The sequence below is a fragment of the Bifidobacterium pullorum subsp. saeculare genome, assembly GCF_016899725.1.
In the GTDB taxonomy this organism is placed as follows: Bacteria; Actinomycetota; Actinomycetes; order Actinomycetales; family Bifidobacteriaceae; genus Bifidobacterium; species Bifidobacterium pullorum_C.
Genome location: NZ_JACLYU010000007.1, coordinates 19,600 through 45,368, shown reverse-complemented (window position 1 = coordinate 45,368; position 25,769 = coordinate 19,600). Strand labels below are relative to the sequence as shown.

16 protein-coding genes are annotated in these 25,769 nt (G+C 70.6%); 3 read left to right on the top strand and 13 right to left on the bottom strand.

All coding sequences use genetic code 11. The annotated features are described in order from the left end of the window. Positions 1-18: 18 nt before the first annotated feature. The 8 genes from H7U32_RS05045 to H7U32_RS05010 form a co-directional block, all read right to left on the bottom strand. On the bottom strand, positions 19-483 hold the full coding sequence (locus tag H7U32_RS05045) for a hypothetical protein (RefSeq protein ID WP_204468644.1): 465 nt from the start codon (positions 481-483) through the stop codon (positions 19-21). Next, a complete protein-coding gene (locus H7U32_RS05040) occupies positions 483-656 on the bottom strand; it encodes a hypothetical protein (RefSeq protein ID WP_204468642.1) in 174 nt (57 codons plus the stop codon). The genes H7U32_RS05045 and H7U32_RS05040 overlap by 1 nt, the downstream gene beginning before the upstream one ends. Before the next feature lie 426 nt (positions 657-1,082). Next, complete coding sequence (locus H7U32_RS05035) at positions 1,083-1,604, bottom strand: hypothetical protein (protein ID WP_204468640.1); 522 nt, start codon at positions 1,602-1,604, stop codon at positions 1,083-1,085. 148 nt (positions 1,605-1,752) lie between these two features. Beyond that, the gene (locus H7U32_RS05030; protein ID WP_204468638.1) at positions 1,753-2,511 is read right to left on the bottom strand and encodes a hypothetical protein; all 759 of its coding nucleotides are present in this window, start codon (positions 2,509-2,511) and stop codon (positions 1,753-1,755) included. After that, positions 2,504-2,998, bottom strand: a complete 495-nt coding sequence (locus H7U32_RS05025; RefSeq protein WP_204468636.1) for a S24/S26 family peptidase — start codon at positions 2,996-2,998, stop codon at positions 2,504-2,506. The genes H7U32_RS05030 and H7U32_RS05025 overlap by 8 nt, the downstream gene beginning before the upstream one ends. Continuing rightward, complete coding sequence (locus tag H7U32_RS05020; protein WP_239457537.1) at positions 2,988-4,736, bottom strand: ABC transporter ATP-binding protein; 1,749 nt, start codon at positions 4,734-4,736, stop codon at positions 2,988-2,990. The genes H7U32_RS05025 and H7U32_RS05020 overlap by 11 nt, the downstream gene beginning before the upstream one ends. Beyond that, on the bottom strand, positions 4,717-5,010 hold the full coding sequence (locus H7U32_RS05015; RefSeq protein ID WP_204468633.1) for a PqqD family protein: 294 nt from the start codon (positions 5,008-5,010) through the stop codon (positions 4,717-4,719). The genes H7U32_RS05020 and H7U32_RS05015 overlap by 20 nt, the downstream gene beginning before the upstream one ends. A 35-nt stretch (positions 5,011-5,045) precedes the next feature. Further along, the gene (locus tag H7U32_RS05010) at positions 5,046-6,215 is read right to left on the bottom strand and encodes an LCP family protein (protein WP_239457527.1); all 1,170 of its coding nucleotides are present in this window, start codon (positions 6,213-6,215) and stop codon (positions 5,046-5,048) included. A 199-nt stretch (positions 6,216-6,414) separates the two neighbouring features. Here H7U32_RS05010 and H7U32_RS05005 point away from each other — a divergent pair, with 199 nt between their 5' ends. Continuing rightward, a complete protein-coding gene (locus tag H7U32_RS05005) occupies positions 6,415-6,702 on the top strand; it encodes a hypothetical protein (RefSeq protein WP_204468631.1) in 288 nt (95 codons plus the stop codon). Positions 6,703-6,720: 18 nt separating this feature from the next. Here the strand turns inward: H7U32_RS05005 and H7U32_RS05000 are convergent, their stop codons facing one another. From H7U32_RS05000 to H7U32_RS04980, 5 genes are all read right to left on the bottom strand, one after another. Further along, positions 6,721-7,977 carry a nucleotidyltransferase domain-containing protein gene (locus tag H7U32_RS05000; protein WP_204468630.1) on the bottom strand — a complete coding sequence of 419 codons (1,257 nt, stop codon included), beginning with the start codon at positions 7,975-7,977 and terminating at the stop codon, positions 6,721-6,723. Between the two features lie 76 nt (positions 7,978-8,053). Next, positions 8,054-9,286 carry an MFS transporter gene (locus H7U32_RS04995; protein ID WP_204468693.1) on the bottom strand — a complete coding sequence of 411 codons (1,233 nt, stop codon included), beginning with the start codon at positions 9,284-9,286 and terminating at the stop codon, positions 8,054-8,056. Positions 9,287-9,405: 119 nt separating this feature from the next. Continuing rightward, a complete protein-coding gene (locus tag H7U32_RS04990) occupies positions 9,406-10,071 on the bottom strand; it encodes a GNAT family N-acetyltransferase (RefSeq protein WP_204468628.1) in 666 nt (221 codons plus the stop codon). A 177-nt stretch (positions 10,072-10,248) separates the two neighbouring features. Then, a complete protein-coding gene (locus tag H7U32_RS04985; protein WP_204468626.1) occupies positions 10,249-14,400 on the bottom strand; it encodes an ATP-dependent DNA helicase in 4,152 nt (1,383 codons plus the stop codon). Then, complete coding sequence (locus H7U32_RS04980) at positions 14,397-18,710, bottom strand: PD-(D/E)XK nuclease family protein (protein ID WP_204468624.1); 4,314 nt, start codon at positions 18,708-18,710, stop codon at positions 14,397-14,399. The genes H7U32_RS04985 and H7U32_RS04980 overlap by 4 nt, the downstream gene beginning before the upstream one ends. 46 nt (positions 18,711-18,756) lie before the next feature. Here H7U32_RS04980 and H7U32_RS04975 point away from each other — a divergent pair, with 46 nt between their 5' ends. Further along, positions 18,757-20,100: a serine/threonine-protein kinase gene (locus H7U32_RS04975; RefSeq protein WP_306452354.1), complete on the top strand. Its 1,344-nt coding sequence runs from the start codon at positions 18,757-18,759 to the stop codon at positions 20,098-20,100. A gap of 71 nt (positions 20,101-20,171) precedes the next feature. Beyond that, a complete protein-coding gene (locus H7U32_RS04970) occupies positions 20,172-25,751 on the top strand; it encodes an Ig-like domain-containing protein (protein ID WP_204468620.1) in 5,580 nt (1,859 codons plus the stop codon). The last annotated feature ends 18 nt before the right edge of the window (positions 25,752-25,769 follow it).

The window sequence follows — 25,769 nt, the reverse complement described above, 5'->3', positions numbered from 1 at the left end:
GGACCGCCCTGTGGCAGGTCACTTATATGCTTTGGTCCAGTCGCCGCCTTGGGACGACTCGTCGCCTTCGCCTTGTTCCACACTGGTTCCGGAGGAACCATCGCCGTCGTCCTTGCTTCCCGAGGGGTCGAACAGGTCGTCGAAATTGATGACATTGTCGGCCTCGGGGTCGCTCCACGAGTCGCTGTAGCTGTCCACTTGGGATTTCTTGGCGCCCTTCGACGAGTCCCCACCGGTGGATTGGTCCTGCGAGGTCTTCTGCTGCTGCGACGTCTCAGGCTCGGCCTGCTTGGATTTGAACCAGCCGTGCGAGATGCCCACATCGGCGGCGACGGCGCCTATCACCAAGGCGCCGATAGCAAAGGTCACGGCGCCGACCGCCACCGCCAGCGCCGTGCCGCCGACCGCCATTTTGGCGGCCCACTTGGCGCGGGCGCGGGCGATGACGGCCTGCAGCGTCGGCCGTTCGTCACGATGCTTCATCAGAAAGTGAAATTGTTGGCTTTGAATAAATCCTCGAAATTACTGTAATTGGCACCACCGTTGTCACCGGCTTCCGGATCATCCGTCATCACAGTGGTTTCATCGCTGGCGCAGATGATATCTGTGTTCAATAATTCCACATCAAGTGTGGGATGCTCATACTGCTGCTTCATACTGTAATCTCCTTATTTATTATTTACTTTACCGAAATTCAGGCCGCTCTCATTGTCATACTTATTGATTGGCCATTCAGTATTGGACACAGCTTTGAAAATATTGCCGTGCTTCCAATTCTGTAGACCATTCACATAGGGCATATCCTCGGAATCGTCCTTATCTATGATGTGTTCTATGGTAGAGCTCACAGAGCTCGGCTGATTCCCTTCAGTCTCATAGTCACTATCAGAAGTCAAAGACTGAACTTTACCAGACACACTCAAATCACTATTTGCAAGGTTACTATTAGCCCATATTCGAAATAAGAACCTTCGTTAGGATAACCCTTGATAACCAAATTAATTTTGTAATTATTATCTGCTATATGATGAACAACAAGATCATCACCTGATATCTTTCTCATTTTGTCATCAGGAGTACCTTCAATCCCATATGATTGAGAACAGGTAATCGCCCTTGTCATTGCACACGGGGATGCCGGCCCCTTTAGCGGGGCCCGTGCAGTTCCGCGGATCAACCGTGTTCTGCGCCGCATCGCCGGCGGCATTCTGGTCCGTCTTCGAGGATGCGGAGTCGCCTTCCTGGCTGCCTTCGGCGGACTGCTCGGTCGCCTCGGCCGTGGCGTCGCCGCCCTGGCCGCCATCGGCATCGGCCTTGCCAGGCTCCGCGCCATCTTGCTGACTGCCGTCGGAGGAGCTTTGATCCGTGGCCGGCGCCGCCGGGTCCTCCACCTTGCCGCCGTCCGCATTGCCGTCAAGGGTCTGGGTCGGCTTCGCACCGTCGCCGGCAATCTGCTGCGTGATGGTCTGGTTCGTGCCCGTGGTCGTGGAAACATCGTCGTCCGCACTGGCCGCCACCGGGCCCGCGGCCACAGCCGCCGTCAAGGCCATGGCGAGCGCAGCGGTCGCTGCCATCGCACGCCCCCACCGTTGCTTGATACTCATGGCGTGCACCTTCCTTCCGTATCAGCCGACGATACCATTGTCCCTCCGGCCGTTGACGTTTTCGGCACAGATGTCAGTAATCATACCCCCTTCCCATAGACCGCGCTCCCCCGTTGACCATTGGTGAGACCACGTATGGAACGGCCGCTCAATGGCCGGGACACACACCCCCGAGCATGGCCGTGGCGGCCGCGTCCACGGCGGTCCGCCGTATGCTGCAGGTGAGCCGGTACACCGGCACGGTGGCGAGCAGACGGTCAGCCAGATCCAGCGTGGCCTCGGCCATGGCCGCAGTCGCCGGCATATACGTCTGGCGGAGGACGAGGGGCGTGGCCTCGGCCGGGTCCAGCCGATCGCACCGGTCGACGTCGCCGCGCGTGACCACGGCCATGGCGACGAGCGGCGCATGCGCCTTCGGCGTCTGCCAGCCCTCCTTGCCGGCCCAAGGCGTGGCATGCACCGTGACGTCCCCGCCGCCGACGGCCAGGATCGGCTTGTCCCCGTTGACCACCTGCACCGCATCCCCGAACCGTCGCCGCCAGAGCGCGATATGCGTGGATTTGCCGGTGCCGGAGGGCGCGGTGAACACCAGGCCCCGCGGCGGGACTCCTGCCGGTGCGTAGGCGATGGCGGCGCCATGGAAGGCGAGCCGGCCGAAGGCGGGCAGCCGCTCGGCGACCGCCCGATGGACGGCCAGCGTCTCCAGATAGTCGTCGCTCCATGCCCCCGACGGGTTGAGCCGCCGCTCCCGGTCGATCATCGCGGGCGTGACCCGCACCGTCATGTCGCGGGCCGTGCCTTCCGCGGCATCCACGCGGTAGCCGCGGCATTGCCTGCCGATGCGCTCGTGCAGCGGCTCCACATGCACGGTCAGCCCAGCAAGCGTCATATCGAACGGTTCAGCCATGCTTCCACCGTAGCAGCGTGCCGCCGGCATGCCGGGCGGTGCGCCATGTGCGCATCAGCACGCGACGCAACGGCCAGAAGGCGAGCCAGAACCGCCAATACCGGCGGTACCACGCGGACTGCCGGCAGACGATGCGCCGGGGGCCCCGGTTCCATTCGACGAGGGTTCCCAGCACCCGTTCCACCGGCACGCTCTCGTCGACGAGGGTGTTGTCGCCGCGCACGCGCCACGTCCCGTCCGGCCACCGTCCGACGATCCGATGGAGCACATACCGGCCGCCTGCCCGGTACAGGATGACATCGCCCACGTCCGGGCCCGTCCCACCTGCGCCGAGCGCACGGATCGTCACGGTGTCGCGCCTGTCACGCAGCATCGGCCGCATGCTCGCCCCCACCGCCGGCGCCACCAGCATGCCCTCGCGCCGCAATATCCACTCGATCCGTCCCTCCGGCGACGCATCGGAGCCAGCCGGCCGCTTATCGGCCATCGTCCACCTCTTCCAACCGAATCACCTGGTCGCAGTAGTCGAGCACTTCGCAACGATGCGTCACGATGAGCACCGTCCGGTCCCCCAGCTCGCGGATCGATTGCAGCATGCGGCGTTCGGACGCCACGTCCAACGCGCTGGTCGCCTCATCCAGCAGCAGGATGGGCGCTCCGGAATACAGGGCGCGCGCCACCGACAGCCGCTGCATCTGCCCTTCGGACAGGCCCGAGCCGCGCTCCCCGAGCAGCGTGCGGTAGCCGTCGGACAACGCTTCCACGAACCGCGTGGCGTCCGCCATACGGCAGGCCCAGCGCACGCGCGCATCATCGATGTCCTCGGCGCGGTCCGCGAGCGCCACCACTTCCCGCACCGTGCCGGACATCAGCGCATTGCCCTGCGGCACATAGGCGAACATGCCGCAAGGCAGTTGCTCCGGCATCATCGCGGCCGGCGGAGCGCCGTGGCGGCCGGCGGCGAAACGCAGCGCGACCGTTCCGGCCGACGGGCGCCGGATGCCCAGCAGCAGCATGAGCAGTGTCGATTTGCCGATGCCGGAGCGCCCCGTCACCGCCACGAACGACCCGCGCGGAATCCGGGCGGTCACATGCCGCAGCACCGCGCCATGGCCATAGGAGAAGCCGATGTCGTCAAAGCTGATCGCCTCCAGTCGGGAGGCGAGACCGGCGACCTGCTCATGGTCGATGTCCGTGCGGCGGGCGGCACCGGCGGCATCCTCCGGCCGCATGGCCATCAGCCGTTCGGCCGACGCCATCATCGCCGCATAGCGTGGGAAGAGTCCGCCGAAGGAGGCGAACGGCTGCTGCAGCTGCCCCACCAGCTGCACGATGGCCATCAACGTGCCATAGGAGATCGCGCCGCGCAGCAGCCCCACCCCGCACCAGACGAAGCCGAGGTAGAACCCCGCCTGCATGGCCAGCCGCAGTCCGGTGGCGCTCAGGTCGGATGTCGCGACGCGCCGCATGCGCGCGGCGCGGTGGTCCTCCAACCGTTGCCGTTGCTGTTCCAGCATGTGGCTGCGGGCGCCGAACACGCGCACCACCAGCAGGTTGCCCAGCACCTCCTGCATGAAGGACCGCGAGCGGCCTTCGGTCTCCTGCACGTCACGGTGCAGGCGCTTCAGCCGGCTGCGCAGAGGCAGCGACGCCGCGCCCATGCAGCAGCCCGCGACCACGAACACGGTCGCCAGGCGGATGTCCAGCATCGCCATCACGGTGACCGCGCCGACGATGCGCACCGCGGACGAGGCCACGGTGGAGGGCAGTTGCACCACCGAGCCCGACACCACGGCCACGTCCGACGTGAGCCGGTTCATCAGATCGCCGGTGTGCTGCGCCGACAGCGCCGCCACGTCACCTTCGAGGATGTCGCCGAAGATGCGGCCGCGCAACGCGTTGTCGATGGAGGCCAGCGTGGCTTCACGCAGCCACCAGACCAGGGCGAGGAGCAGCACCTGTGCCAGGATGGCGATGCCGAAGGCGGTGGCGGCACCCACGAATCCCTCGGCGTCGCCGGCCACGGCCGCGTCCACCGCATCGCGCATGAACAGCGCGAACATCACCGCGTTGCCGGCGGTCACCATCTGCAGCAGCACGCCCGCCGCCACCATCCACAGCCGTCCGCCGCACGCGTGGCCAATCCAGCGCATCACCTCGCGCGCATGCGGATCGGCGCCACCATGCGGACGGCGGCGCGTCATCTCACGCCGCGAGGAACCCATGGTCACGGGCCTGGGTCACGAAGGCGTCCACATCCCGGCGCGCCGTGGCGCGGTCCACCTCGTACCGGTCGAGCAGACGGTCCACGATGGCCTCGTCGTCCAGACCGTCCATCAGCCCCTGCCAGATCACGGTGCCGCTGCCATTGACCCGGATCATGCCATGGAAGGTGCGCGAAGCCTCCCCCGCGGCCACGATCACCGTCTGCCCGGCGACCTGGCGCATCACGAAGCCCGGGGCGATGCGCCCCCGGGGGTTTGCCGCGTTCCTAATCATGGCCGTTCCTTTCACGCCGTTACGCCACCGTGGTCTCACTGTGCGCCGAGCACGTCGCCCGAGTTCAGCGACTGGTCCACCAGTCCGGCGTAGTCCTTGGGCGACATCGCGTTCGACGCCGCCCCCAGCAGGGTGTCGTCCTGTTGCTCGGAGGGAATGTCCCCCTGGCCGTTGGGGCCCATGCCCGCGTCCACACGGCGCATCATATCCTGCCATTCGGCGTATTCCACGCCCACGTAGCTCACGCCGTCCTGGCTAAACGAATACGAGGGGCATCCGGCGGTGGTCAGGCGCGGGGCTCCGCCGCGGAACCGCAGGCCGAGCTTGACCATATCCTGCACCGTCATGTCGGTGACCAGGTTCGCCGCCAGATCACGGATCAGCCCGGGCAGTTCATTCACTGGCTGTTCGAACGCCTTGCCAACCAGCGCGGTCAGGACGATGCGCTGCGCCTGTGCGCGGGAGAAGTCGCCGCCCCGCACCTGGTAGCGTTCGCGGACGAACCCCAGCGCCTGCTTGCCGTTCAGGGTCTGCCGCCCGGCCTGCAGGGCCACGCCGCCGTTGCCACCGGAGAACGATTGCGGCACATCCACGGTGATGCCGCCCAACCGGTCCACAAGTCCGGTGAGCCCGTCGAACCCGACCTCCGCCACATGCGAGATAGGCACGCCCGCGAACCGCGAGACCGTGTCGACCATGAGCGCGGCGCCGCCTTGCGCATAGGCGGCGTTGATTTTCTGCGGCTGGTCGGAACCGTCGATGCTCACCTGCATGTCGCGGGGAATCGAGACGACGTCCACCTGCCGGTCCTGCGGCGCCACACGGACCAGCATGATGCTGTCCGCGCGGCCGTAGCGCTCGTTGCCGCGGTTGTCCGATCCCAGGACCAGCGCGTAGAACGTGCCATCGGGCGAGGTGGCCGGCGTCAGTTCGGCGGTGGTCCCGCCGTCGGTCCGCATGGAGGTGTCCAGAGAGCGTACGAACCACATGGCCGCCAACGTGGGCACGATCACCAGCAGGCAGAGCAAGGACACCACGCATGCCACCGCCAAGCGGCGCATCTGGCGGCGGTGCCGGCTGCTGCGGCGGCGAGGGCGCGGGGCGGCGTCCATGAGATCGCGGATGTCGTCGGTCGTATCCTCCTCATGCCAGATGCCGTGCAGCACCGACCGCATGTCATTCCGCCCGTTGTCTGCCGTTGCCATGGTGTGCTGCCTCGTTCCGCCGTACCGCCGCGTTCGTCCCCTCATCCTAGCAATGGCCTTGCCCCGACCGGGCCGTTCCACGCCGTCGCTGTGACTATAGTTGAATCCGAAATCCCACCATGGAGCACCGGATGACGCAGCCATGGGACGGATGCCGGCCGAACCGGGCCGGACCGCGACGCACACGAGGAGCCGAGCCATGCGTGATGATGCCCCTGCCGTCCCCCAGCAGGCCGACGGACAGCCGTCCGCCTCACCGGACGATCCCTACGGCATCCCCGACATCCGCCCGCGTGGTCTGGCCGTGCCCGCGGTGTCCGTGCACCGTGGCGTCGCTCGGCGCCGCATGAGCGACGAGCATATCGCACGGATCAAGGCGCGCCATCGCAGGGAACGCCTGGGCGTGGGCATCGCCATAGGCGTGGCGGCGGCGCTGGTCGTCGGCGTGGCGCTGTGCATCGCCTGGTGGATGTCGTTCCTGCTGTAGGCCGGGCGCCCGCGGCGCTCAGCCGCGGCCGCGGCCGAACACAAGCCTCAGCTCCGCCAGAAGTTTGCGCGGATGGTTGCGGATCACGCTGCCCAACCGCATGAACGGGAACAACGGCAGCAGCCACGGATGGCGGTCGAACAGCGGATGCACGGCGCGGATCTGCTTGGACCCCGGGTAGAGGCGGGACGCCACGTAGCGCAGCGTGCCGAGCGCACCGGTGCCGCCGGTCCGACGGCGGGCGTTGGCCACCTGCTGCTCCAGCGTGCCGAAGGTGCCGCTGCGCAGCAGCGTGAGGAACATCTCCCGTTCCCGGTCGGGCAACGGCGCGCCGTCCCGTCCCTCGTCCCGCTCCCCCAGCAACGCCGTGGCCAGGCTTCGGACGGTGGCCTCGAACCCGGTCAGGCCCATCGTCGCCAAACGCTCCCGGATATGGTCCGCCACGGCCTGGCGCTCCGGCAGGTCAGCGAACAGACGCAGGTACACGGCTTCGTCGACGAGGAACCGTATGCCGCAGCCGGCCGAGGTGAAATGCTTGTGCATGTGCACGATGTGGAACACGTATTCGTCCGCCAGAGTCATGTGGAACGTGCCGGGCACATCGCCGTCCGGCACCATGGCCGGCCAGGGGTCCTTGAGGTAGGGGTAGACCGGGCTGCGCGGCGACAGCAGGTCGCGGTGGAGCTCGAAGTGGAACGGCGCGCGCAGGTATTGCAGGTCGGTTTCCATGGGTGAGGTGGGACGGCGCTCGTACCCCAGGTCCGCCATGACGGCGTCGATATGCGTGGCGGCCTCGTCATAGGCCCTGTCCATGGCGTGCGCGTGGGAATCCCCGGCGCCTTGCGGCTGCCAACGGCCATCGGCGCGGCGTTCCAGCACAGCGAACAGCACGTCGTTGTCTCCCATGGAGCGCAGCCCCGGCGCCGGGTACCGCCGCGCGAGCACCGCGCCTTTCAACGCCGCGGTGGAGATGCCGTGTTCGGCGAGCCGCGACGCGATCTCCTCGCGCTCGGCCTCGAAGGTGAGCTGGCGGACGAGTGTGGCGTCGGCCTCGCGCGCCCATCGCGCGCGCAGGTCCTGCGGCACCTGGGCCTCGAGCTCCGGTTCTCCGGTCACGCCGGCCCAGGCGATTGCCTCCACGGCATGGCGTGACGCCAACGCGTGGACCCGATGCCAGTCATCGGCGGCAAGGTCCCGGCCGTCGCCGCCGCCGTGGCCGGCGAGCGCCCCGGCGATGAGATGCATCAGATACAGTCCTGTTTCACTGCCATCCATACGCACCATCGTCCCATACCATGCCGGCGACCCGCCGGCTGGGGCCTCGCCCGGCGGGCCTGTGCCGGCGCGTCGCTCAGCGCCGCCGCCGGGCGAGGCCCCAGCCGAGCAGGGCCAGCGGCACCGCGCAGGCGGTGGTCAGGGCGGGCAGCAGCATGCCGACGTGCGGGCCGGTGGCGTCGAGCACCACGCCGGCGAGCGACGAGCCGATCGAGGTGCCGACCGTGCCGGCGGTGGACACCCAGCTCAGGCCCTCGGTCAGGCTTTCGGCGGGCACGATCTGCCTGACGATGAGGTTGCCGGTGGTGAACAGCGGCGAGACGCACAGACCGGCCAGGATCTCGACCGCGCCGAGCAGGAGCAGATTGTCCATCGTGACGCGGAACAGGACGTAGCCGACGGCCAGAAGCACCAGGAAGACGACCATATGCCGCCAATGGGAGCCGGCGGGGCGACGGGAGCCGAACACGACGGCGCCGATGCAGGAGCCGACCGCGAGCATCGCCAGCTGCAGGCCGAGAAACGGCTCCAGTCCCATCGCCTTCATCATGGCGGTGATGGACACGTCGAAGGATGTGAAGCTCATGTTGAACACGACGAACACGGCGAGCAGCGGGACGACGCCGGCGTAGAGCAGGGCGCTGCGCGGCCTGCCGCCGGGGCGCCGGAGCTGGGCGAGGGCGAGTTCGTCGGCCTTCGCCCCCTCCGGGGCACGCACGGTGCCGTCGCCGGCGCGCACGGTGGCGCGGGTTCCGCCGGCCGCCGGGGCGACCTCGACGGATTGGACAACGACGGGCGGCTGCGTGGAGCGCAGCGAGAAGAACACGGCGCCGCCGATACCGCAGGCCGCGGTGGGCACGAACAGCTGGGAAACCGGGTGCACGGAGGTGGCGAGCCATGCGGCGAGGATGGGGCCGAGGATGAACACGACCTCGTCGATGGCGGCCTCCATCGCGTAGGCGGTGTTGAGCAGCGCCTCGCCGTCCCGTTCGCCGCGCAGCGCGTAGGCCCAGCGGGTGCGCACCAGCGCGCCGAAGGAGAACTGGGTCAGGCCCATGAGTATGGCCAGCGCGAACAGCGCGGGAATCGGCACCCGCACCAGCGCGCCGCAGGCGAAGGCGAGCATCGCCACGACCTGGACGGCCAGGGCGACGCGGCCCACGCGCGCCTGGCCGAGGCGGTCGAACAGGCGCGCGTACAGCGGGGTCACACAGGACAAGGCGAGCACATAGGCGGTGCTCATCGTGCCGGCGATCGTCCAGTTGTCGTACAGGTGGTTGAGCGCGAGCACGATGCCCAGGCTCATCATCGAAATCGGCAGGCGGGCCACGGCGCCGGCAACGCAGAACGCCTTGGTCCCCGGGATGGCGAACAGGCGGCCGTACCGTGAGACATGGCCGGCGCGGTCGTCGCGGCGGCGGGGTGCGGTCACTCGGCCACCGCCCGCACCGGGGAGCCGGCGTAAATGAAAATGTCATCCATTGTGCTCTCGCCGCCGTCGGGGGCGTCCTCGGGGTGGTCCTTCGCGAAGCGCTCGGCCTCGCGGTCGAGGCCCTGGTGCTCGTAGAAGCCGATGTCACAGCTGGAGTCGGTGTGCAGGTAGTAGCGGTCCACGCCGTGGCCGGCGAAATACGCCATCTGGTTGCGCCACAGCGTGCCGCCCACGCCATGGCCGCGAGCGGCCGCGGAGACGAGGAACAGCTCGACCTCGCCCTGGGTGCGGCCGTTGATGCCGATGGCGTCCTCCAGCTCGATCTCGACCTGGTGCCAATGCTCGGTGTCCCTAAGCACGGCGGCGCCGAGTCCGGTGGCGGCGAGCGCGGTATTGACGCGGGCGAGCTCGCCCGTGGTGCCGGGGAACAGCACGGGCTGGCCGTCGACGCGGGAAAGCGTGACGCCGAGGAAGGTGCCGTCGTCGGCCTCGGCGATCTCGCCGCGCGTGGCGGGCTCCAGGTAGTGCAGGGTGAAATGGCGCGACAGCAGCATCGAAGCATCCGGGTCGGCGCACGCAGGGCTGCATTGGCCCCAGGTGCGGTCGAATTCCTCGCAGATCGCGTCGACGTCGGTCCAGCGCATGGGTCGGTAGTTGACCATCAATCCTCCAACATGCCGTCAAGCAACGTCCTTTGACGCATGTGTGCCCGCCCACGCATGCACCGGCCGCCTTGGGCGGGTCCCCTCCGGCGCCAGCCCGCCCGCGGTGCGTTCCGGCCGCGGTTCCACGCCCTGCCGCCCTGCCGCGCCCATGGCGGTGCGGCGGTCCGGCGCGGCTCAGTCGTCGTCGGTTTGTTCGGGGATGCCCGAGCGCAGCTCGGCCAGGATCTCCTGTTCTGTTTTCATCCCGGCGTGCAACTCGCGGTCGCGTTCGTCGGGCTCACTCAGATAGTAAAGGGTGGCGTCGATGGCCTCCAGCGGCACGCCCTCCACCGTGGCGAGCAGCAGCCGGTACAGGTCGAGCTGCACGAGCTTGTCCTGCACGTCCCGCGGTTTGCGCGGTCTGCGGCCGGTTTTCCAGTCGACCACCGTGTACCGTTTCGAAGCGTCACGTGGGTCGAGGCCGCCGAGGAACACCGCGTCGAGCTTGCCGTTGACGATGGCGCCGCCGAGGTCGGGGACGGCGATGACGATCTGCCGTTCCGCCCAGGCCGGCACACGTCTGGCCCAGGGGGAGTCGGACAGGCGCCGCGCCCAGGTCAGCACGTCGGCCGAAGGGATGCCGGCATCCGGTCCCGCGCCACGATGCTCCGACTGGGCCGCGCGGCGCTCCGGCCGGGCGACGGCCGTCTCCCAGCGGCGCAGGTCCTCGAGCATCGCCTCGCGGCTGGGCCCGGCCTGCCCGGCATACGCGCCGTCGGAGAGCGAGGCTCCGTCCTCCGCCATGGCCATGGCCGTGTTCGCGTCAACGCCGGGGTTCCAGGCGTTGACGAAGCGCTCGGCCCAGGCGTGGAAGCAGGTGCCGTCCGCGGCGGCCGGCGAGGGCGCGGTGGGGATGGGGCGTACGATGCCACGCCAATGCTCGCGTTCCTGGCGTTCGTCCATGCCGCCGGCCGTGGCTTGCAGGGCGGTGACGCTCTGCCGGCCCTGGGCGAGGATGCGGCGGGCCTTCGCCTTGATGGCACGGTCGAGGTCGGCGCCGGACAGGGTTCCTGCCATGAGGTCCTGGTCGGCCGCGAGCAGACGCGCGCGGGCCAGCAGGGAATGCTCCGCGGGCAGCGGCCCGCTCCCCTGGCCTGCTTCCCCGTCCACATCCGCGGCCGCGCCCGGGTCCGCCTCCAGCGCATGGCGCACGGCGTCGGCTCCGGCCTTGAGACGGCTGGCGGTCTCCTCGCTCAATCCGGAGGGCCAGGGCAGGGCCGTGCCGTCCGCCGCGGGGGGAATCGGGTCGAGCCAGGCCTGGCCGACCACGGCGTCCTCGTAGTCCTGGGCGTAATCGCCGGCGAAAAATCCTTGAGGCAGCGGCGGCAATGTGCCGTCGTCGCAGCCGTCGGCGATGCGCGCCAGCGTGCCGGCGTCGAGGTTCGAGGGGCGTCCGACCGCGTCGGGGCGGGCGCGCAGCGCGTCATGCACCTCCAGCCAGAACGGGGAGGGTTTCCTGCCGTTGATTCCCTCGGGCACCGCCCCCGGATCGCGGCTGGGTTCGGCGTGGACGCTGTAAGTGAGCAGGGCGTCGTGACGGGCGCGGGTCAGCGCCACATAGGCGAGACGGCGTTCGTCGGCGTGCAGACGGCGGCCGTATTCCTCTTCCTGGGTCAGGGGCAGGGCGTCGGGGTCGCCGGCGTCCTCGCCCAGCCCCCGCAGGGAGCCGAACACCTCGTCGTCCAGGGTTTCGGCGTCGGTGAGGCTGGCGAGGGCTTCGATCGGATCGCCATCCACGGCCATGCCGCGGGGGAAGCGCGGCAGGATGCCGGCGTCGACGCGCACCGGCGCGGGCACGGCGGTGGGGTCGGACAGCCAGGTATGCGCGGTCTCGTGGTATTCGGGGGCTGTCCAGGCGCCGCCCTCGGTGCCGCCCGGATGCCGGTCGTCGAGGATGACTTTCAGTTGGCTGTCCTTGCCGGAGGAAGGGAAGACGCGGTCGGCCATGCCGATGATGGCCACGGCGTCCCATTCGAGGCCCTTCGCTTGATGCACGGTCATGAGCTCCACGTCGGCACGTTCGTCGTGCATGGCGGCGGCCTCGTCCTCGATGTCGCGCAGATTGTCCACCCACGCCATGAACCCGCGCAGGGTGGGGGTGCGGCCGGCGGCGAGCTCGCTGACATAGGCGTCCACCAGGTCGATGAGCGTGTCCAATGGCATGCGCGCGACGGTGGGACGCACGGTGTGTGAGGGGTCACGCATGGCCTGGGCGACCACCAGGTCCACATCCAGGTCAAGCGCCCGCACGGCGGCGCGCACCACGTCGGCGAGAGGCCGGCCCGCCGCGGCCTGAGTCTCACGCAGCACCCGTCCGGCGCGGCGGACCGCCGCCAGCCCCTGGGCGGACAGTCCCGCCATCGCCGCCGGTGGCTTGCCGGCCACGCGGTCCGGCCCGTTCCCATCCGGTCTGTTCCCGTCCGGCCCGTTCCCGTCCGCGGCGGCTTGCAGGCCAAGGTCCCCGCGCAGCAGGATGTCCGGTAGGAACACGATGTTGGCGACCTGGTCGCGATGCTCGACCACGGCCTGGGCCCACCGGTCCCGCGGCAGGTCGGCGGGCACCACGCCCGCCTCGGCCAAGGCGCGGAAGCGTGCCTCCGTGTTCGCCCGTTCGGCGGCGCCGGCCAACGCCTTGAGATCGGCGGCGGACATGCCGAAGCGCGGCGTGGCCAGCAGACGCATCAGGGAGCCGGCGTCGGTGTGATCGGAGACGACGCGGAGCAAGGCGAGTGTGTCACGCACCTCGGGGCGTTCCACCAGCGCTGAGTATCCGACCGTGAAGGTCGTCAGCCCGGCCCGTTCCAGCGCCTCCTGGAACACGGCAATGGTGTTCTTGACCCGGAACAGCACGGCAGCGTGGCCGCGGCGCATCTCGCCGGTGGCGGGGTCGACGCTGGTGTGGCGTTCGACGGCGTGGCGGCAGAACCGCGCCACGGCATCGGCCTCCTGGCCGAGCGTGGCGTAGCCGAGCACGCCGAGCGTGCCGTCCTCGGTGCCGGGCAGCGTGCTCAGCGCGGGCACATCCACCTCGCGCATCAGCGAGCTGCCGGCGCGGCGCTCGGACCGGCGCAGCGGCAGCGTCAGGTCGTTAGCCGCCTCGAGCACGATGCGCGGATTGCGGCGGGTAACGCTCAGCGCCTTGGGACGTTCCTCCGGCGGCATGCCGAAGTCGCATTGGAACATGCGGAACGCGCCGGGGCTGGCGCCGCGCCATGCGTAGATCGACTGGAAGGGGTCTCCCACCGCGGTCACCGCCGTGTTCCCCTCCCCCGCCTGGGCGCCGTGAAACAGTCTGACGATGAGGTTCGCCTGCGTGGTGGAGGTGTCCTGGTACTCGTCGAGCAGCACATGGCTGAAGCGTCGCCGGTAGCGGCGTCCGATCGAGGGGAAGCGCTCCACCAGCTGGTAGGCGGCGATGGTGAAGTCGCTGAACTCGGCCATGTTGAGGCGGCGTTTCTCCGCCGCGTATGCCTCGACGAGGCCAAGCAGCGTCTCGCGTCTGACGGTGGCATCCAGCAGGCCCGCGCACTGCACCCGGCACAGCTCGTGGCATTGGCTCTCGAACGCCGCCAGCTTCTGTGCGTAGCGGTCGTCGCTGTCGCGGGCGGCGCGGCGGGGGAACCGGAGCTTGCCGATCTTGTCCGGCAGTGGATCGTCGCCGAGAATGGCGCGCACACGGCCGGCGAAGGCGGTGTCCCAGGCCCGCACCCTCGCGATGGCGGTGCCGTAGTCGTCGCACACACCGCCCATGGTGCCGGAGCCGGCCGCTGAGGGAGGCGTGCCGATCATCGCGCTGCCGATGGCATTCGATAGGGCGAGCACCTGTTTGGCGAGCTCGGAGAACGATCCCAGGTCCTGGCCGCGTAGCTCGTCCATATGCTCGTCGAGGACGGTGACGACGAGTTGCATGGCCCCGGCTTCGCTCAGCGGCTGCGTGTTCTGGTCGAAGCCGACGAGCAGGCCGTATTGGCGCACGATCGACTGGAAGAACGCGTCATAGGTGTAGACCGCGGGCTTGAGGAACGTGCGTTCCGAGGAGCGGGCGTCGCCGCCGCGCTGCGCGGCCACGGCCGCGGACACGCGTTCGAGGAGTTCGCCGGCGGCCTTGCGGGTGAAGGTGAGGCCGAGGATGCGTTCGGGGGCCACGCCACGCTCGATGAGGGCGATGATGCGGCGCGTCATCGTGAAGGTCTTGCCCGATCCGGCACCGGCCACGACGAGCACATCGCTGCCGTCGGGCGCGTCGATGACCTGGCGCTGTTCCTCACTGGGGGTGAATCCGCTCATGGATGCCTCGTTTCGTACACGGTGTCGATGCTGCCGGCGCAGGCCGGGCAGACGGCGCGCATGCGGCAATGCTGCTGATGCTGTTTGGTGGGATGTGCCTCGATCCGCGTCGAGCGCAGCGCGGCCCCGGCGTAGATGACCCGGGCGATCATGGCCATCGCCCACAGCGTCTGCGTGCCGCCGAGCCGCTTGCGCAACCGGTCCCACGTCCCTTGTCCGATGCCCGCAGGGGCCTGCTCCCCCAGGGCCGGCGTCTCCAGGAGCTTCGCCATATCGCTGTAGTAGTACCGGGGTATGAACGGCTCGGCATTCAACGCGCCGTCCACGAACAGCGGCGGCTGGAACAGTCCCTCCGGCGCATGGCTTTCCGCCGGCGCCGAGGACTGCGCCACATGGAACAGCGCGCTCTGCGTGATGCGAGGCATCCGGTCGAGCGCCTCCGCGCCGCCGGGCCCGTCCTCGGGGAAGGCCAGCCCGAGCTGATAGCAGACCAGCTGCAGGTCGTTGACGATCTGCTGGCCGGATGGCTTGGCACCGGTTTTGTAGTCGATGAGACGCGTCACCGTGCCTGCGCCGCCAACGGTTCTGGTCTCCATGCGGTCGATGCGCCCGGAGAGGCGTATCTCGAGGTCCGGCGCCATGCCGTCCGGCCAACCGCCCACCAGGCTGCCCATCAAGGCGTGGAACTCCGCCGCGTCCAGGGGCACGGCGTCTGGGACGCGCAGGTAGGCGGCGCGGATGTCCTCGAGGGCGAACCGGGCGGCGAAGGAGACCTCGCAGTCGGCGCGCAGCAGCGTACCCACCTGGAAGTACTTGGCGTTCTTGGCCGGATAGTCCGGTTCGTTGCTGGTGACGAAGTACGTGGCCACGTTGGCGAGCGCCTCGGCGGCATGCTCGTCCTTGCTGATGGCCCGGTAGCGCTGCTCGGGGTCGGCGATGGCCGTGGGGTCCGTGCGCATGCCGCGGTAGATGGCGAGCAGACGGTCGGCGATCTGCTCGATGCGGGCGTCCACGCCATGTCCGGCGAGGAAGTCGGACCGGTCGAGCCCTTCCTCGCTGCCGATGCGGGCCACTTCGTGGATCAGCGTGCCGAAGTTGGTCGCCACGGAGCCGGGCCTGGGTCCAGAGCAGGATTGCTCCAGCAACCAACACACCGGGCATCCCCACAGGCCGTCCGCGGCGGAGGGGGACAGCTTCGCGACGGGGTGGGCGTCACGGACGGCTGGCGGCGTGGACGCGGAGGCGGACGTGTCGCCGGAGACGCCGTCGGCCGGATCGTCGAGGAAATTCCATGCCCCGGGGTCGGCGTCGGCGATGCCGTGTCTGGCGAGCAGGGCCAGCGCCGCGACGGCGTCGCGCCCTTCGGGCGAGTCGACCGGATGCGTAGCCAGTGTGGCGCGGGCCGCGGCGACCAGGCCGCGCGGGTCGGCGTCGAGTCCCACCGCGTCCAGGGCGGGGGCAGGGGCGGAGCCGGCTTCCGTTCCGGCGTCCCGGTCATCGTTCCGAGACCGTCCGGCGCCCGGGGTGTCCGAGGTCCCCGGGGCAAGCTCCGGCGCGCCGACCGTGGCGAAGCGCGCCTTCGCGCGGTCGCGGACGAATCGCTCGGGCAGGTAGCCGAAGAGGAAATCCGAGGGGGTGAGGTCGTCGTTCCACACGGCGCTGAGCGTCGCCTCGGCGTCGGCTCGGGTCAGGGCGACCAGCAGGCCTTTCTTCTCGCCGGCGAGCACGGATGCCAGCCGGGGGTCGTGGCCGTGGCCGTCGCCTTCCTCGATGGCGCCGCGCAGGGCGACGTCGGCGAGGTCCTCGCCACCGAAAAGGGTGTTGCGTTCGGCGAGGTTCGGCCACACGTCCTGTTGGATCGCAGGCATCCACACATGCGCCCAGTGCCGTCCGGCGGCGCCGGCCGGGGTGGTGAGGGTGACGGCCTGTTCGACCGGTCCGATGTGGGCCAGCGAATCGGCGCCGATCCGCAACGACCGCACCCGTGCGATGAAGGAGGCGATGTCGCGCTGGCCCGATGTCTCCTCGGCGAATTGGAACAGCCGCATCGCCACATCGAGCCGGTCGTTCGCGGCGCGGCCCTCGGGGGTGTTGGCGAGCGCGGCACGCTGCCAGGGTTTGGCGACGCCGGTGGCATCCCAGGCGAGGGCGAGCACCTGCAGGGCGTCGTCAGTGGTCAGGCGTTCCAAGCCCTTGGCCACGCTGGCGACCAGCGACCACAGGTGGGCGAAGGCGCGCGACTGGGGATCGGCGCCGATGACCGCCTCGATGGCGTCCTCGGCGTCCGCCGCCGGCGCCTGGGGGTCGTCGAAGGCGAGCATCACGTACAGCGCGTCGACGCCGAAGGCCAGACCGCCGTCCTCCGGTGCGGCACCGTCCGAGGCGCCGTCCTGTGCAATGCCCGTCGGAGCGTCCTCCGGCGCGGCGGCGTCGACGAGATGGTCGTCGGTTTCGACCTGCGCGTCCCCGCCCTTGGCGTCGGCGAGGTCCTGTCGCAGCCGTGTCCAAGCGGCCATCAGCCGGGGCACATGCGCGTCGCTCCCCCACGTCGTGTCCCGGGCGTCCTCGCCTGAGGCCATGGCGCCGTCCGATCCGCCGTCGGTCGCGGGCTCGCCGACGACGCCGGCGAGCGATGCCAACGCGCGCATGGCCGCGGCGACCGGTTCCATGCGCGCCGGCCGGCCTTCGGCGGGACGGCCCGCGGTGGTGACCAGTGGACTGGCCATCAGGGTCTCCACGCGCACGCGCACGTATGCGGCGACGCCCGCGGGCGCCATCGTGGTGCGGCGGACGCCCTGGCGGCGCAGCCGGGCCAGCTCGATGAGCGCGAACAGCCCCTGCACGAAGGGCTCGTCGTTGAGCGGCCGGACAACCGACGAATAGCGCACCGGCACGCCGTCGCGGCGCAACCGCTCGCCGAAGGTTCTCACGGTGGCGTTGTCGTGGGCGATGACGGCCATGCTGTTCCAGTCGGCGCCGCCGTCGAGATGGCTGCGTTTGATGCGCCACACCACGTCGTCGAGTTCCTCGCGGGGGGAACGGTACAGCGCGGTGCGCAGCGTGCCGTCGCCCGGCAGCGGCGAATCCTGCGCCAGAGGCGCGATGGGCAGGCTGCCCGGCAGCTGCGGCAGTTTGCCGGGGCGTTGGGGCAAGGGTACGGGGTCGTCCTCCGGCGAGGGGATGGACAGCGAAACACGGGCGGCCACCAGCCCGCGGTAGTCGCCGCCGTCCCGCGTTCCGTCGGAGCCTGTCTGGCCCGCTGTCAGCCGCACCAGGCGCGCGTGGAGCGCTCCGTCGCAGACGCGGGCGAACAGGTATTCGGGGTAGGAGCCACGGAAGGTCTGCACGGCCTCGTCCGGGTTGCCGACCAGCAGCAGCCGCGTTCCGGCGCCGGCGAGCGCCTCGAGGAACCGCAGTCCGGCGAGCGTGGTGTCCTGCAGGTCGTCCACGACCAGCAGCTTGGGGACCGGGGCCGCGTTCCGGCCGGCCAGGGCCTGCGCGCCTTCGACGAACAGGCGTGAGGAGTCGAGGCGGCATTCGCCGGGATAGGAGTCGGCCACGGCCCGACGGTATTCACGGCGCAAGGCGAAGGCCAGCCGCCATTGCACGCGCAGACGGTCGGCGGCGAGCGTGTCCGGGGACAGGGCGTCGAGCGCGTCCCCCTCGCGGGATTCGCCCACGCCCAGCTCGTCCATGCGGGCGAGCATGTCGCGCAGCTGGGCGACGAAGGCGTCGGAGATGCCGCGCGCGAGCACGGCCGCGGTCGTGGAACCGTCCGCGGCGGCGTGTTCCGGCACGGCGTCCGGGGCTCCGCCGTCCGGGGTCGCGGCGTCCGCCATGGCCGGGGCGGCGACCATGCCGCCCCAGTCGTCCCGTGCGAAGTAGGTGCGCAGCAGCCGGCAGGTGGCGCAGTCGTCGCCGCGTTCGGCATGCGCCAGATGCGCGGCCAGGATGCCGCGCAGCAGCGCGTCCTGTTCCGCGCCGTTGAGCAGCCGCGGCGCCGTGTCGCCCCGGGTCTTGCGCGCCGCCGTCAGCACGCGGAATGCGATGGCCTGCAGGGTGGTGACCGGGCGCACCTGGCAGGAGGCGCCGATGCGTCTGATCACCTCGTTGCCGATCGAGTCGGCGGCCACACGTCCGGAGACGGTCATCGCCGCGTCGTCGTTGCCGAACTGCGCGAGTCCGTCCAGCAGCGCGCGTGTGGCGAACCGCGTCTTGCCGCAGCGCGGCGCCCCCACCGCGAGCACGGCCTGTGTCTCGTCCGCGAGCAGGGCCGCGACGGCTTCCCGAGCCTCGTTGTCACCAGTCATGGCTCCATCCTAAAGGCGGTCCGACAAGTCGGTATTTTTTTACCGCATGTGTGTTGTGGCGGTGCCCCAAGCGCCGGACTGCCACGCTGGACTTCGGACCGCCGGCGCCGGGCGTGGACGTCCGCGGCGGCGGGCACAATGCTTCCATCATCGGAGGGAATGCGTGACGGACGCGACCACGGAGGCGATGATGCCCGGCCCTGCCGCCATGCCCGATTCCCCCTGCTCCCCCGCCCGTGGCGTCGCGACGCCGCGGCCATACCCGCCGACGCAGGCTCCCTCGCTGCCGGGGATGCGCTGCCTGGGCCCCATCGGGTCCGGCGCCTGCGCCGTGGTGTTCCGCTACCGGCCCTGCCTTCCCTCGGAGCCCGATGTCGCCGTGAGAGTGGGCAGACGGCCGCTCTCCCCCGCTGGGCGGGCCCGTTTCCTGGCTTCGGCGGAGACGTTGGAGCGGCTGTCATGCCATCCCAACATCGTGCGGTTGCACAGGCTGTCCGTGCTGCCGGACGGCCGGAGCCTGGTCGTCTCGCAACTCGCCGAGGGCGGTTCGCTCGCCGAGCTCATGGCGCGCGCGGCCCCAGTACCGCCCGGCCTCGCGCTGGACATCGGCGTCGCGATGGCCGGGGCGTTGGCGGCGGCGCACCGGATGGGCCTCGTGCATCGCGACGTCAAGCCCGGCAACATCCTGTTCGACGCCCAGGGCGTTCCGCTGCTCGCGGACTTCGGCGTGGCGGGGACCCCTTACGACCGGCAGGGTCTGGGGTTCTCGCCACGCTGGGCGGCGCCCGAGGTGCTGCGGGGCGGGGCCGGCGCCGAACAGGCCGACCTGTATGCGTTGGCGGCGACAATGCTGGCCATGCTCGGCGGTTCGGCGCCGCCGCCGTTGGACGCCGTACTGCGCCATGCGATGATGGACGACCCCGACCTGCGGCACGCCACGGCGGAGGATCTCGCGCAGGATCTGCGCATGGCCCGGGACCGGCTCGGATGGTCGCCTAAGCCGTCCGGCTCGCCGCCGACGCCGTCCCGCCCCGCCCGCTCCCTGCCCGCCGCTCCGCCGGACGACGGAGCCCACCGGCGCCGCAACCGTCGGCACCCATGGAAGCGATGGGTTGTCTGGCTGGCACCGGCGGCCGTCGGCGTCCTGCTCGCCGGTGGTCTCGCCGCGCTCCCGCACAGGCCGCCGACCGTCGTCGGACCGGCGTTTGAATCCCCCGGATCCTCCCTGCCAGCCGCCGGCGTCGTGAGTTATCCACAATCACCGCGACAGCGTTGTATCCGTTCTCCCGACTGGGTTTCAAGCCTATCGGAGCGGCCGCGACACGCCCGGAGCGGAGGATCCGACCACAATGCCCCGCACGGCTTTCTCCGCCCGGATGCGACCGGTTAGGCTGTCCGCATCCGCCCCGCGGAAGGCCCGCGGAACACACCGGCGACGACGCCCACAGGAAGGAGGCCGGCATGCATCCGGATATCCATCGCCCCCGACGCCCCAGGCGCGCGTTCCCCTGGCTGCGCCGCCGTGGTCCGCGGCGTCCTGGCAGCCCCTCCCGCGGACCGCTGGCCCAGGTGCCGGTGGCGTTGGCGGTGTTGGCGGCCATGCTGGCCGGCGCGGCCGTCGTTTCCTCGGTCAACGAACGGCAGACGACGTTCGACGATGGCACGGTGTGGGTCGTCTCGGCGTCCCATGGGAAGGCCGCCCGGCTCAATGTGGAGGCCGGGCAGGCCGAGGCGACGGTCGAAACGCCGGCGCCCGGTGCGGATGTGGCCCAGCATGGCGGGCTGGTCGCATTGGCCGAGGGTGCCCGGGTGCGCCTGGTCGACGCCGCCACAGCGCAGGCCGGCGAGCCCATCGCCTTGCAGGGGCGTGCCGTGGCGGTGGCGAACGGCGGCACGCTGGCGGTGGTCGAACCGGATTCGGGCCTGGTCTGGGCCCGGGACGAGGCCCGGGTGCGGCGTCTTGCCCCGGCCGTGGACCGGCCGTGCCTGCGGCTGGGGTCCGGCGGGCTGGTGGCCGTGGACGACGAGGGCCTGGTGTGGGGGTACCGTCCGTCGGATGGCATGGTCCTGGCCGTGATGCCAGGCGTCGGGCGTGTGCCGCGCGAGGTCGGCTCGCTGTCAGGCGGGAAGCAGCTTGGCGTCGACGCGTTCACCGTGGTTGACGGCACGCCGGTGGCTCTGGCCGACGGCCAGGTGCTCACGCCGTATGGCCGGGCCGAGGTCAGGTTGGAGCCGCCGCTGATGTTGCAGGCGCCGCCGGTGGACGGGGACCAGTCCGGTTGGGTCGTGGCCGCCGGCACCGGCGGCGTGGCCGCGATCCGGCTGCCTGACGGAGGGAAGCCGCCGTCCGTCGTTCTGCACCAGACCAGCGGCGGCCATGGCCAGGCGGCGGAGCCGGTGTCGGTGCTGGGCTGCGTGCATGTGGCGTGGGGACAGGCCGCGCGCAACTACGTGCGTCTGTGTTCGCCGGAGGACAGGCCACGGTTCCGCTCGCTGGCCTCGGTGGCGGCGTCCGCCGATCTGAGACTCCGCGCCAACCACCGCCGGGTGGTGGTCAACGACATGGCGGAGGGCACAGTGTGGGTTCCGGAGACCTCCGACGAGGCGGTCGCCGTGGATTGGAGTCTGGGCGACGAGCCGCAGGCCGTGGCGGAACGGTCCGCTTCCCGCTCCTCCGGGCAGTCGCTGGGGTTCGCAGCCGCCTGCTCGCAGGTTTCGGGGAGCATCGGGGCGGTGGACGACCATGTGGCGGTGCGGGCGGGCGGCCGGGCGCTGGTGGATGTGCTGCGCAACGACCGACGCACCGACTGCTCGGTGCTACGCGTGGAGGAATTGGCGGGGAGCGCGGGCGGCGTGGACGCGTCGGTCGTCGCCGACGGAAGGCTGGTGCAGGTGGACGCCTCCCGCGCCCAGGCCGGGACTGCGGAACTGTCGTACACGGTGACCGACGGCAGGGGTGGCGTCGCCTCGGCCGAGGTGACGGTGGAGGTCGTCGGCTCGGGCAACCGTGCTCCGACGCAGGAGGGGCCTGTGCCGGAGCGGTGGGTGGAGCGGGGAGCCTCGGCCGAAGCGCAGGCGTTGGCTGGGTTCGTCGATCCGGATGGTGACGCGTTGGCCTTGACGGGTGCGCGCGTTGTGCCGCAGGAGGCAGGCGAGGCGTCGGTGCGAGCCGACGGCCGGCTGGTCTTCCACGCCTCCCCCACGGCCACGGGCCGTGCCAGCGTGGAGGTCTCGGTGTCCGATGGCCGCGCGTCGGGCACGGGCAGTGTGGTCTTCCATATCGTCGACGAGGGCACGCTGCCGCCCGCCGTCGATCCGGTGACTGTCTCCACGACGCCTGGCACAGACATAGTCGTCGATCTGGCGCCGTATATCCGCGCCACCGGGGTCGCCGCGGTGACGCTGGCCTCGGTGGACGCTCCAGACGGGGTCACGGTGTCGTCCGCGTCGGCCGCTTCCATGCAGAGCCGGGACGCCGGGCCGAAATCGCTGGTTCTGCGGCTGTCCGCCCAGGTTCCGGGCACGCAGTATGTGCCGTATGCCGTGGCCCAGGGAGCGGTCGAGACGACGGGTCTGATACGGCTGGAGGTGCGTGGACGCGACGATGCCAGAGAACCGGCGGCGCCGGTTGTCATGGACGATGTGGCGGTGTTGGATGGCGGCGGCGTGGCCGTCGCGGAACCGTTGGCGAACGACATGGCCCCGCAGGGCGGCGTGCTGGCCCTGGCTTCGGCTTCGGTCCCCGAGGGAGCCGGCGTGCGGGTGTCGGTGCTCGGCCATCGGCGTCTGTTGGTGCGCGCGAACCGGATGCCCTCGGAACCGGTGCCGGTACAGGTGCGGGTCGAAGGCCCGGGCGGCGGCAGCGCGGGGACGGTGACCGTGCTGCCGCCTGCGTCCCGATCCGCCACCGGGCCGCCGCGGATCGAGGACATGCGCGTGCGGGTGCGTACCGGAGGCACGGTGGGTGTGCGTCCGGACGACCATGTGGCCGCGGGTTCGCCACCGGTGGCCATGGTGGAGCGCCGGCTGCAGACCGACGGGGACTTCCGCGGTCTGGCCTTCGTCTCCGGGGACACCGTGCGATATCTGGCCCCCGACGAGCCGGGCGAGCACCAGGCCACGGTCACGGTGCGTGGCGAAGGCGGCGAGACGGCCCGTTTCGCCCTCACCTTCGCAGTGCACCGCAGCGAGGCGCGGGGCAAACCCGCCCCAACCCCCAGGCCGGCCGAGGCGCGGGCGGCGGCGGGCGGCACTGTCCGCATTCCCATCGAGTTGTCGGGCATCGACCGTGATGGCGACGACGTGCAGCTGCTCGGATTGGGGGATGTGGCGCCCAAGCTGGGCCGGATCGTGGAGGTCGGCGCCGACCATCTGGTGTACGAGGCCTACGCCGACTCCCAGGGGACGGACACGTTCTCCTATGCGGTGGAGGATTGGACCGGGCAGCGGGCGCAAGCATCCGTCCGGGTGGGGGTGTTCCGCGCCAGAGCGGTGCAGCCGCCGGTGACTCGTGACGATACGGTCGTGGCACGCCCCGGTGCGACGGTCGTGGCGCCGGTGCTGCTCAATGACGAATCCGCCGATGGCTCCGAGCTTGCGCTGGCTGGCATCGAGAGCTCGCAGGGTGTGTCCGGCGTGGCTGTGGACGGCGACCGGATCCGGCTGCTGGTGCCGCAGGAGGCGACGGGTCTGGGCTATGTGGCGTACCGGGTGCGCGATGGCGCCGGCCTGACCGCGCAGGCCATGCTGACCGTGCGCGTCGACGCTAAGGCGGCTCCGGAGCCGCCCCAGGCCATGGATGTCCGGGTGCCGCCCGCGGACACAGTGGACCGGCGTGCCGTGGAGGTCGATGTGGGGCCGTGGGTGTCGTCGTCCTCAAGCGCGGACGGGTCGCCGGAGGTGGGTGTGCATGCGTCCGCGGGCGGACGGGCGCGGCTCAAGGCCGGCTCGCGCTCGATGATCGTCGTCGACCTGACGGACCGGCCACGCGCCGTCCCCTATGTGGTCACCGATCCGGCGACGGGCCTGGCATCGATCGCGTTCATCCACGTGCCGGCCTATGGCGTGTTTCCGCCGATGCGGCGGCCGAACGCGCCGGAACTGACGGTCCGGGCCGGAGGGACGCTGGAAATTCCGTTGGCCGAACAGGTGCGGGTGGGTGCGGGCAAGGAACCGCTGGTGATTGACGCCGCGTCGGCGAGCGCGACGAAGTCGGATGGATCGTCGCTGGTCGTGGACGAGCGGACGCTGCGGTTCACTGCGGCGCGGGATTATGCGGGGCCCGCGTCGCTCACCGTCACCGTGGCCGATGGCAGGCCCGGGCGCTCCCGGACCGGTCCGGATGGCGATGCCGACACGACCATCGTCACCGTGGCGAGGCTGACGCTGCCTATCACGGTTCTGGGCGACGGGAACAGGCCGCCGTCGTTCGCCGCGCCGGTGGTGGAGGTACCCGCGGGTGGCGGCACGGAGCTTGACCTGGCCGCGTTGACCACACCGTCCCCGGGCAGTGGCCGCAAGGAACTGTCCTACCGGGGCGGACTCGACCAGGCGGGGGTGCGGGCCACGCTTGCCGAACGCGGGGTGCTGGCGGTGACGGCGCGGGCCACGGCCGAGCCGGGCACGATGGTGCGGGTGCCGGTCGCCATCGTCCATGGCGGCGGGACGTTGGAGGCCAAGGTCGGTGTGCGCGTGGTGGCGTCCACGAAGCCGTTGGCGCGGGTGCCGGGCGGCGCCTTGCGCGTGGTGGCGGGCGCCTCGGCGTCGCTGCAGGTGCTGGCTGGCGCGTATGACCCGTTCCCTGACGATCCGCTGCGGCTGGAGCGGTGCGCCGTCGAAGGCGGGGATGACGCCGGGCAAGGGCTGACGGTGTCTTGCGATGGTGCCGGCATGCTCACGGCCACTGTGCGGGCCGATGCCCCGGCAGGCGTCCGTTTGGTGACGGCGACGGTGGCGGATGCGACGGGTCGCGGAGAACGCACGGTGACGGCGACGGTCGAGGTCACAGTGGTGGCTCCTCCCGGGGCGCCGTTGCTGTCGCCGAAGATCACACGGCCAGGCCCGGACGCCGTGGAACTGGCTTGGTCGCCGGGGGTCTCGGGCGGACTGCCGGTCACCGGGCATGAGGTGCGGGTCCTGGGTCCGGGAGCGCCGGCGACTCACCGGTGCGCGGCCTCGGCCCCGTGCACGGTCGAGGGGTTGGAGCAGGGCCATATCTACCGGTTCGCGGTGCGTGCGCAAAACGATGCCGGCTGGTCGCCGTGGTCGAACGAGGTGAAGGCGTTGGTCGACCAGCCGCCTCCGGCGCCGGACACCGTGACCGTGGAGGGCGGGCATCGCACGGTCACGGTGACATGGACGATGCCGCGCTACGCGGGCTCGCCGCCCGACCGATACGCCGTCGCCTTGCAGGGGTTGCCGGATGCGGTGACGGTGCGTGGCGTGCTGTCGCACACCTTCCATGTTCCGGATGCGCGGATCCGGGACGGCCTGGCGGTGGCTGCGACCGTCTCGGCCGGCAACCAGGCGGGCATGGGGCCGGCGGCGGCGTCGCCGGCATTGGCGCGGCCCTACGGCTCCCCGTCTGCCCCGTCGGTCGCGGCGGAACTGGAGGCCTTGGACGGGATCGGTGACGGCGGAGTCCGGTCCGAAGACGCTGGAGGCGGCATCGCAGGCCCCCAGGACGACGGATCGCCGTCCGACGGGTCCGGCGGAGCCTCGCATGGATATCAGAACGATGCGGTGCATCCGGTCCGGGTCACGGTGGCCGGCGTGCTGGGCGACATGCGCAACACCGTGTGCGCCGCGGTGGAGCTGTCCGTGGGCGCAAAGACGGCGGCACAGGTGCCATGCGGCGCCATACGCGCGTCGTTCACGCTGAGCGCCGCGGAGGTGAAGCGTTTGGACGGCATGGCGACGCCGCGCATCACCGTGCGTACCAGGCAGGGGCCGTCAGTTTCGGCCGATGGACGGCCATTGGCGCTGCGCGGCGCCGTCACACCGGAAGCCAGCCTGCCCGCCGGAGAGAGGAGCCAGCCATGAGCCGCCATGCCGCCGGAT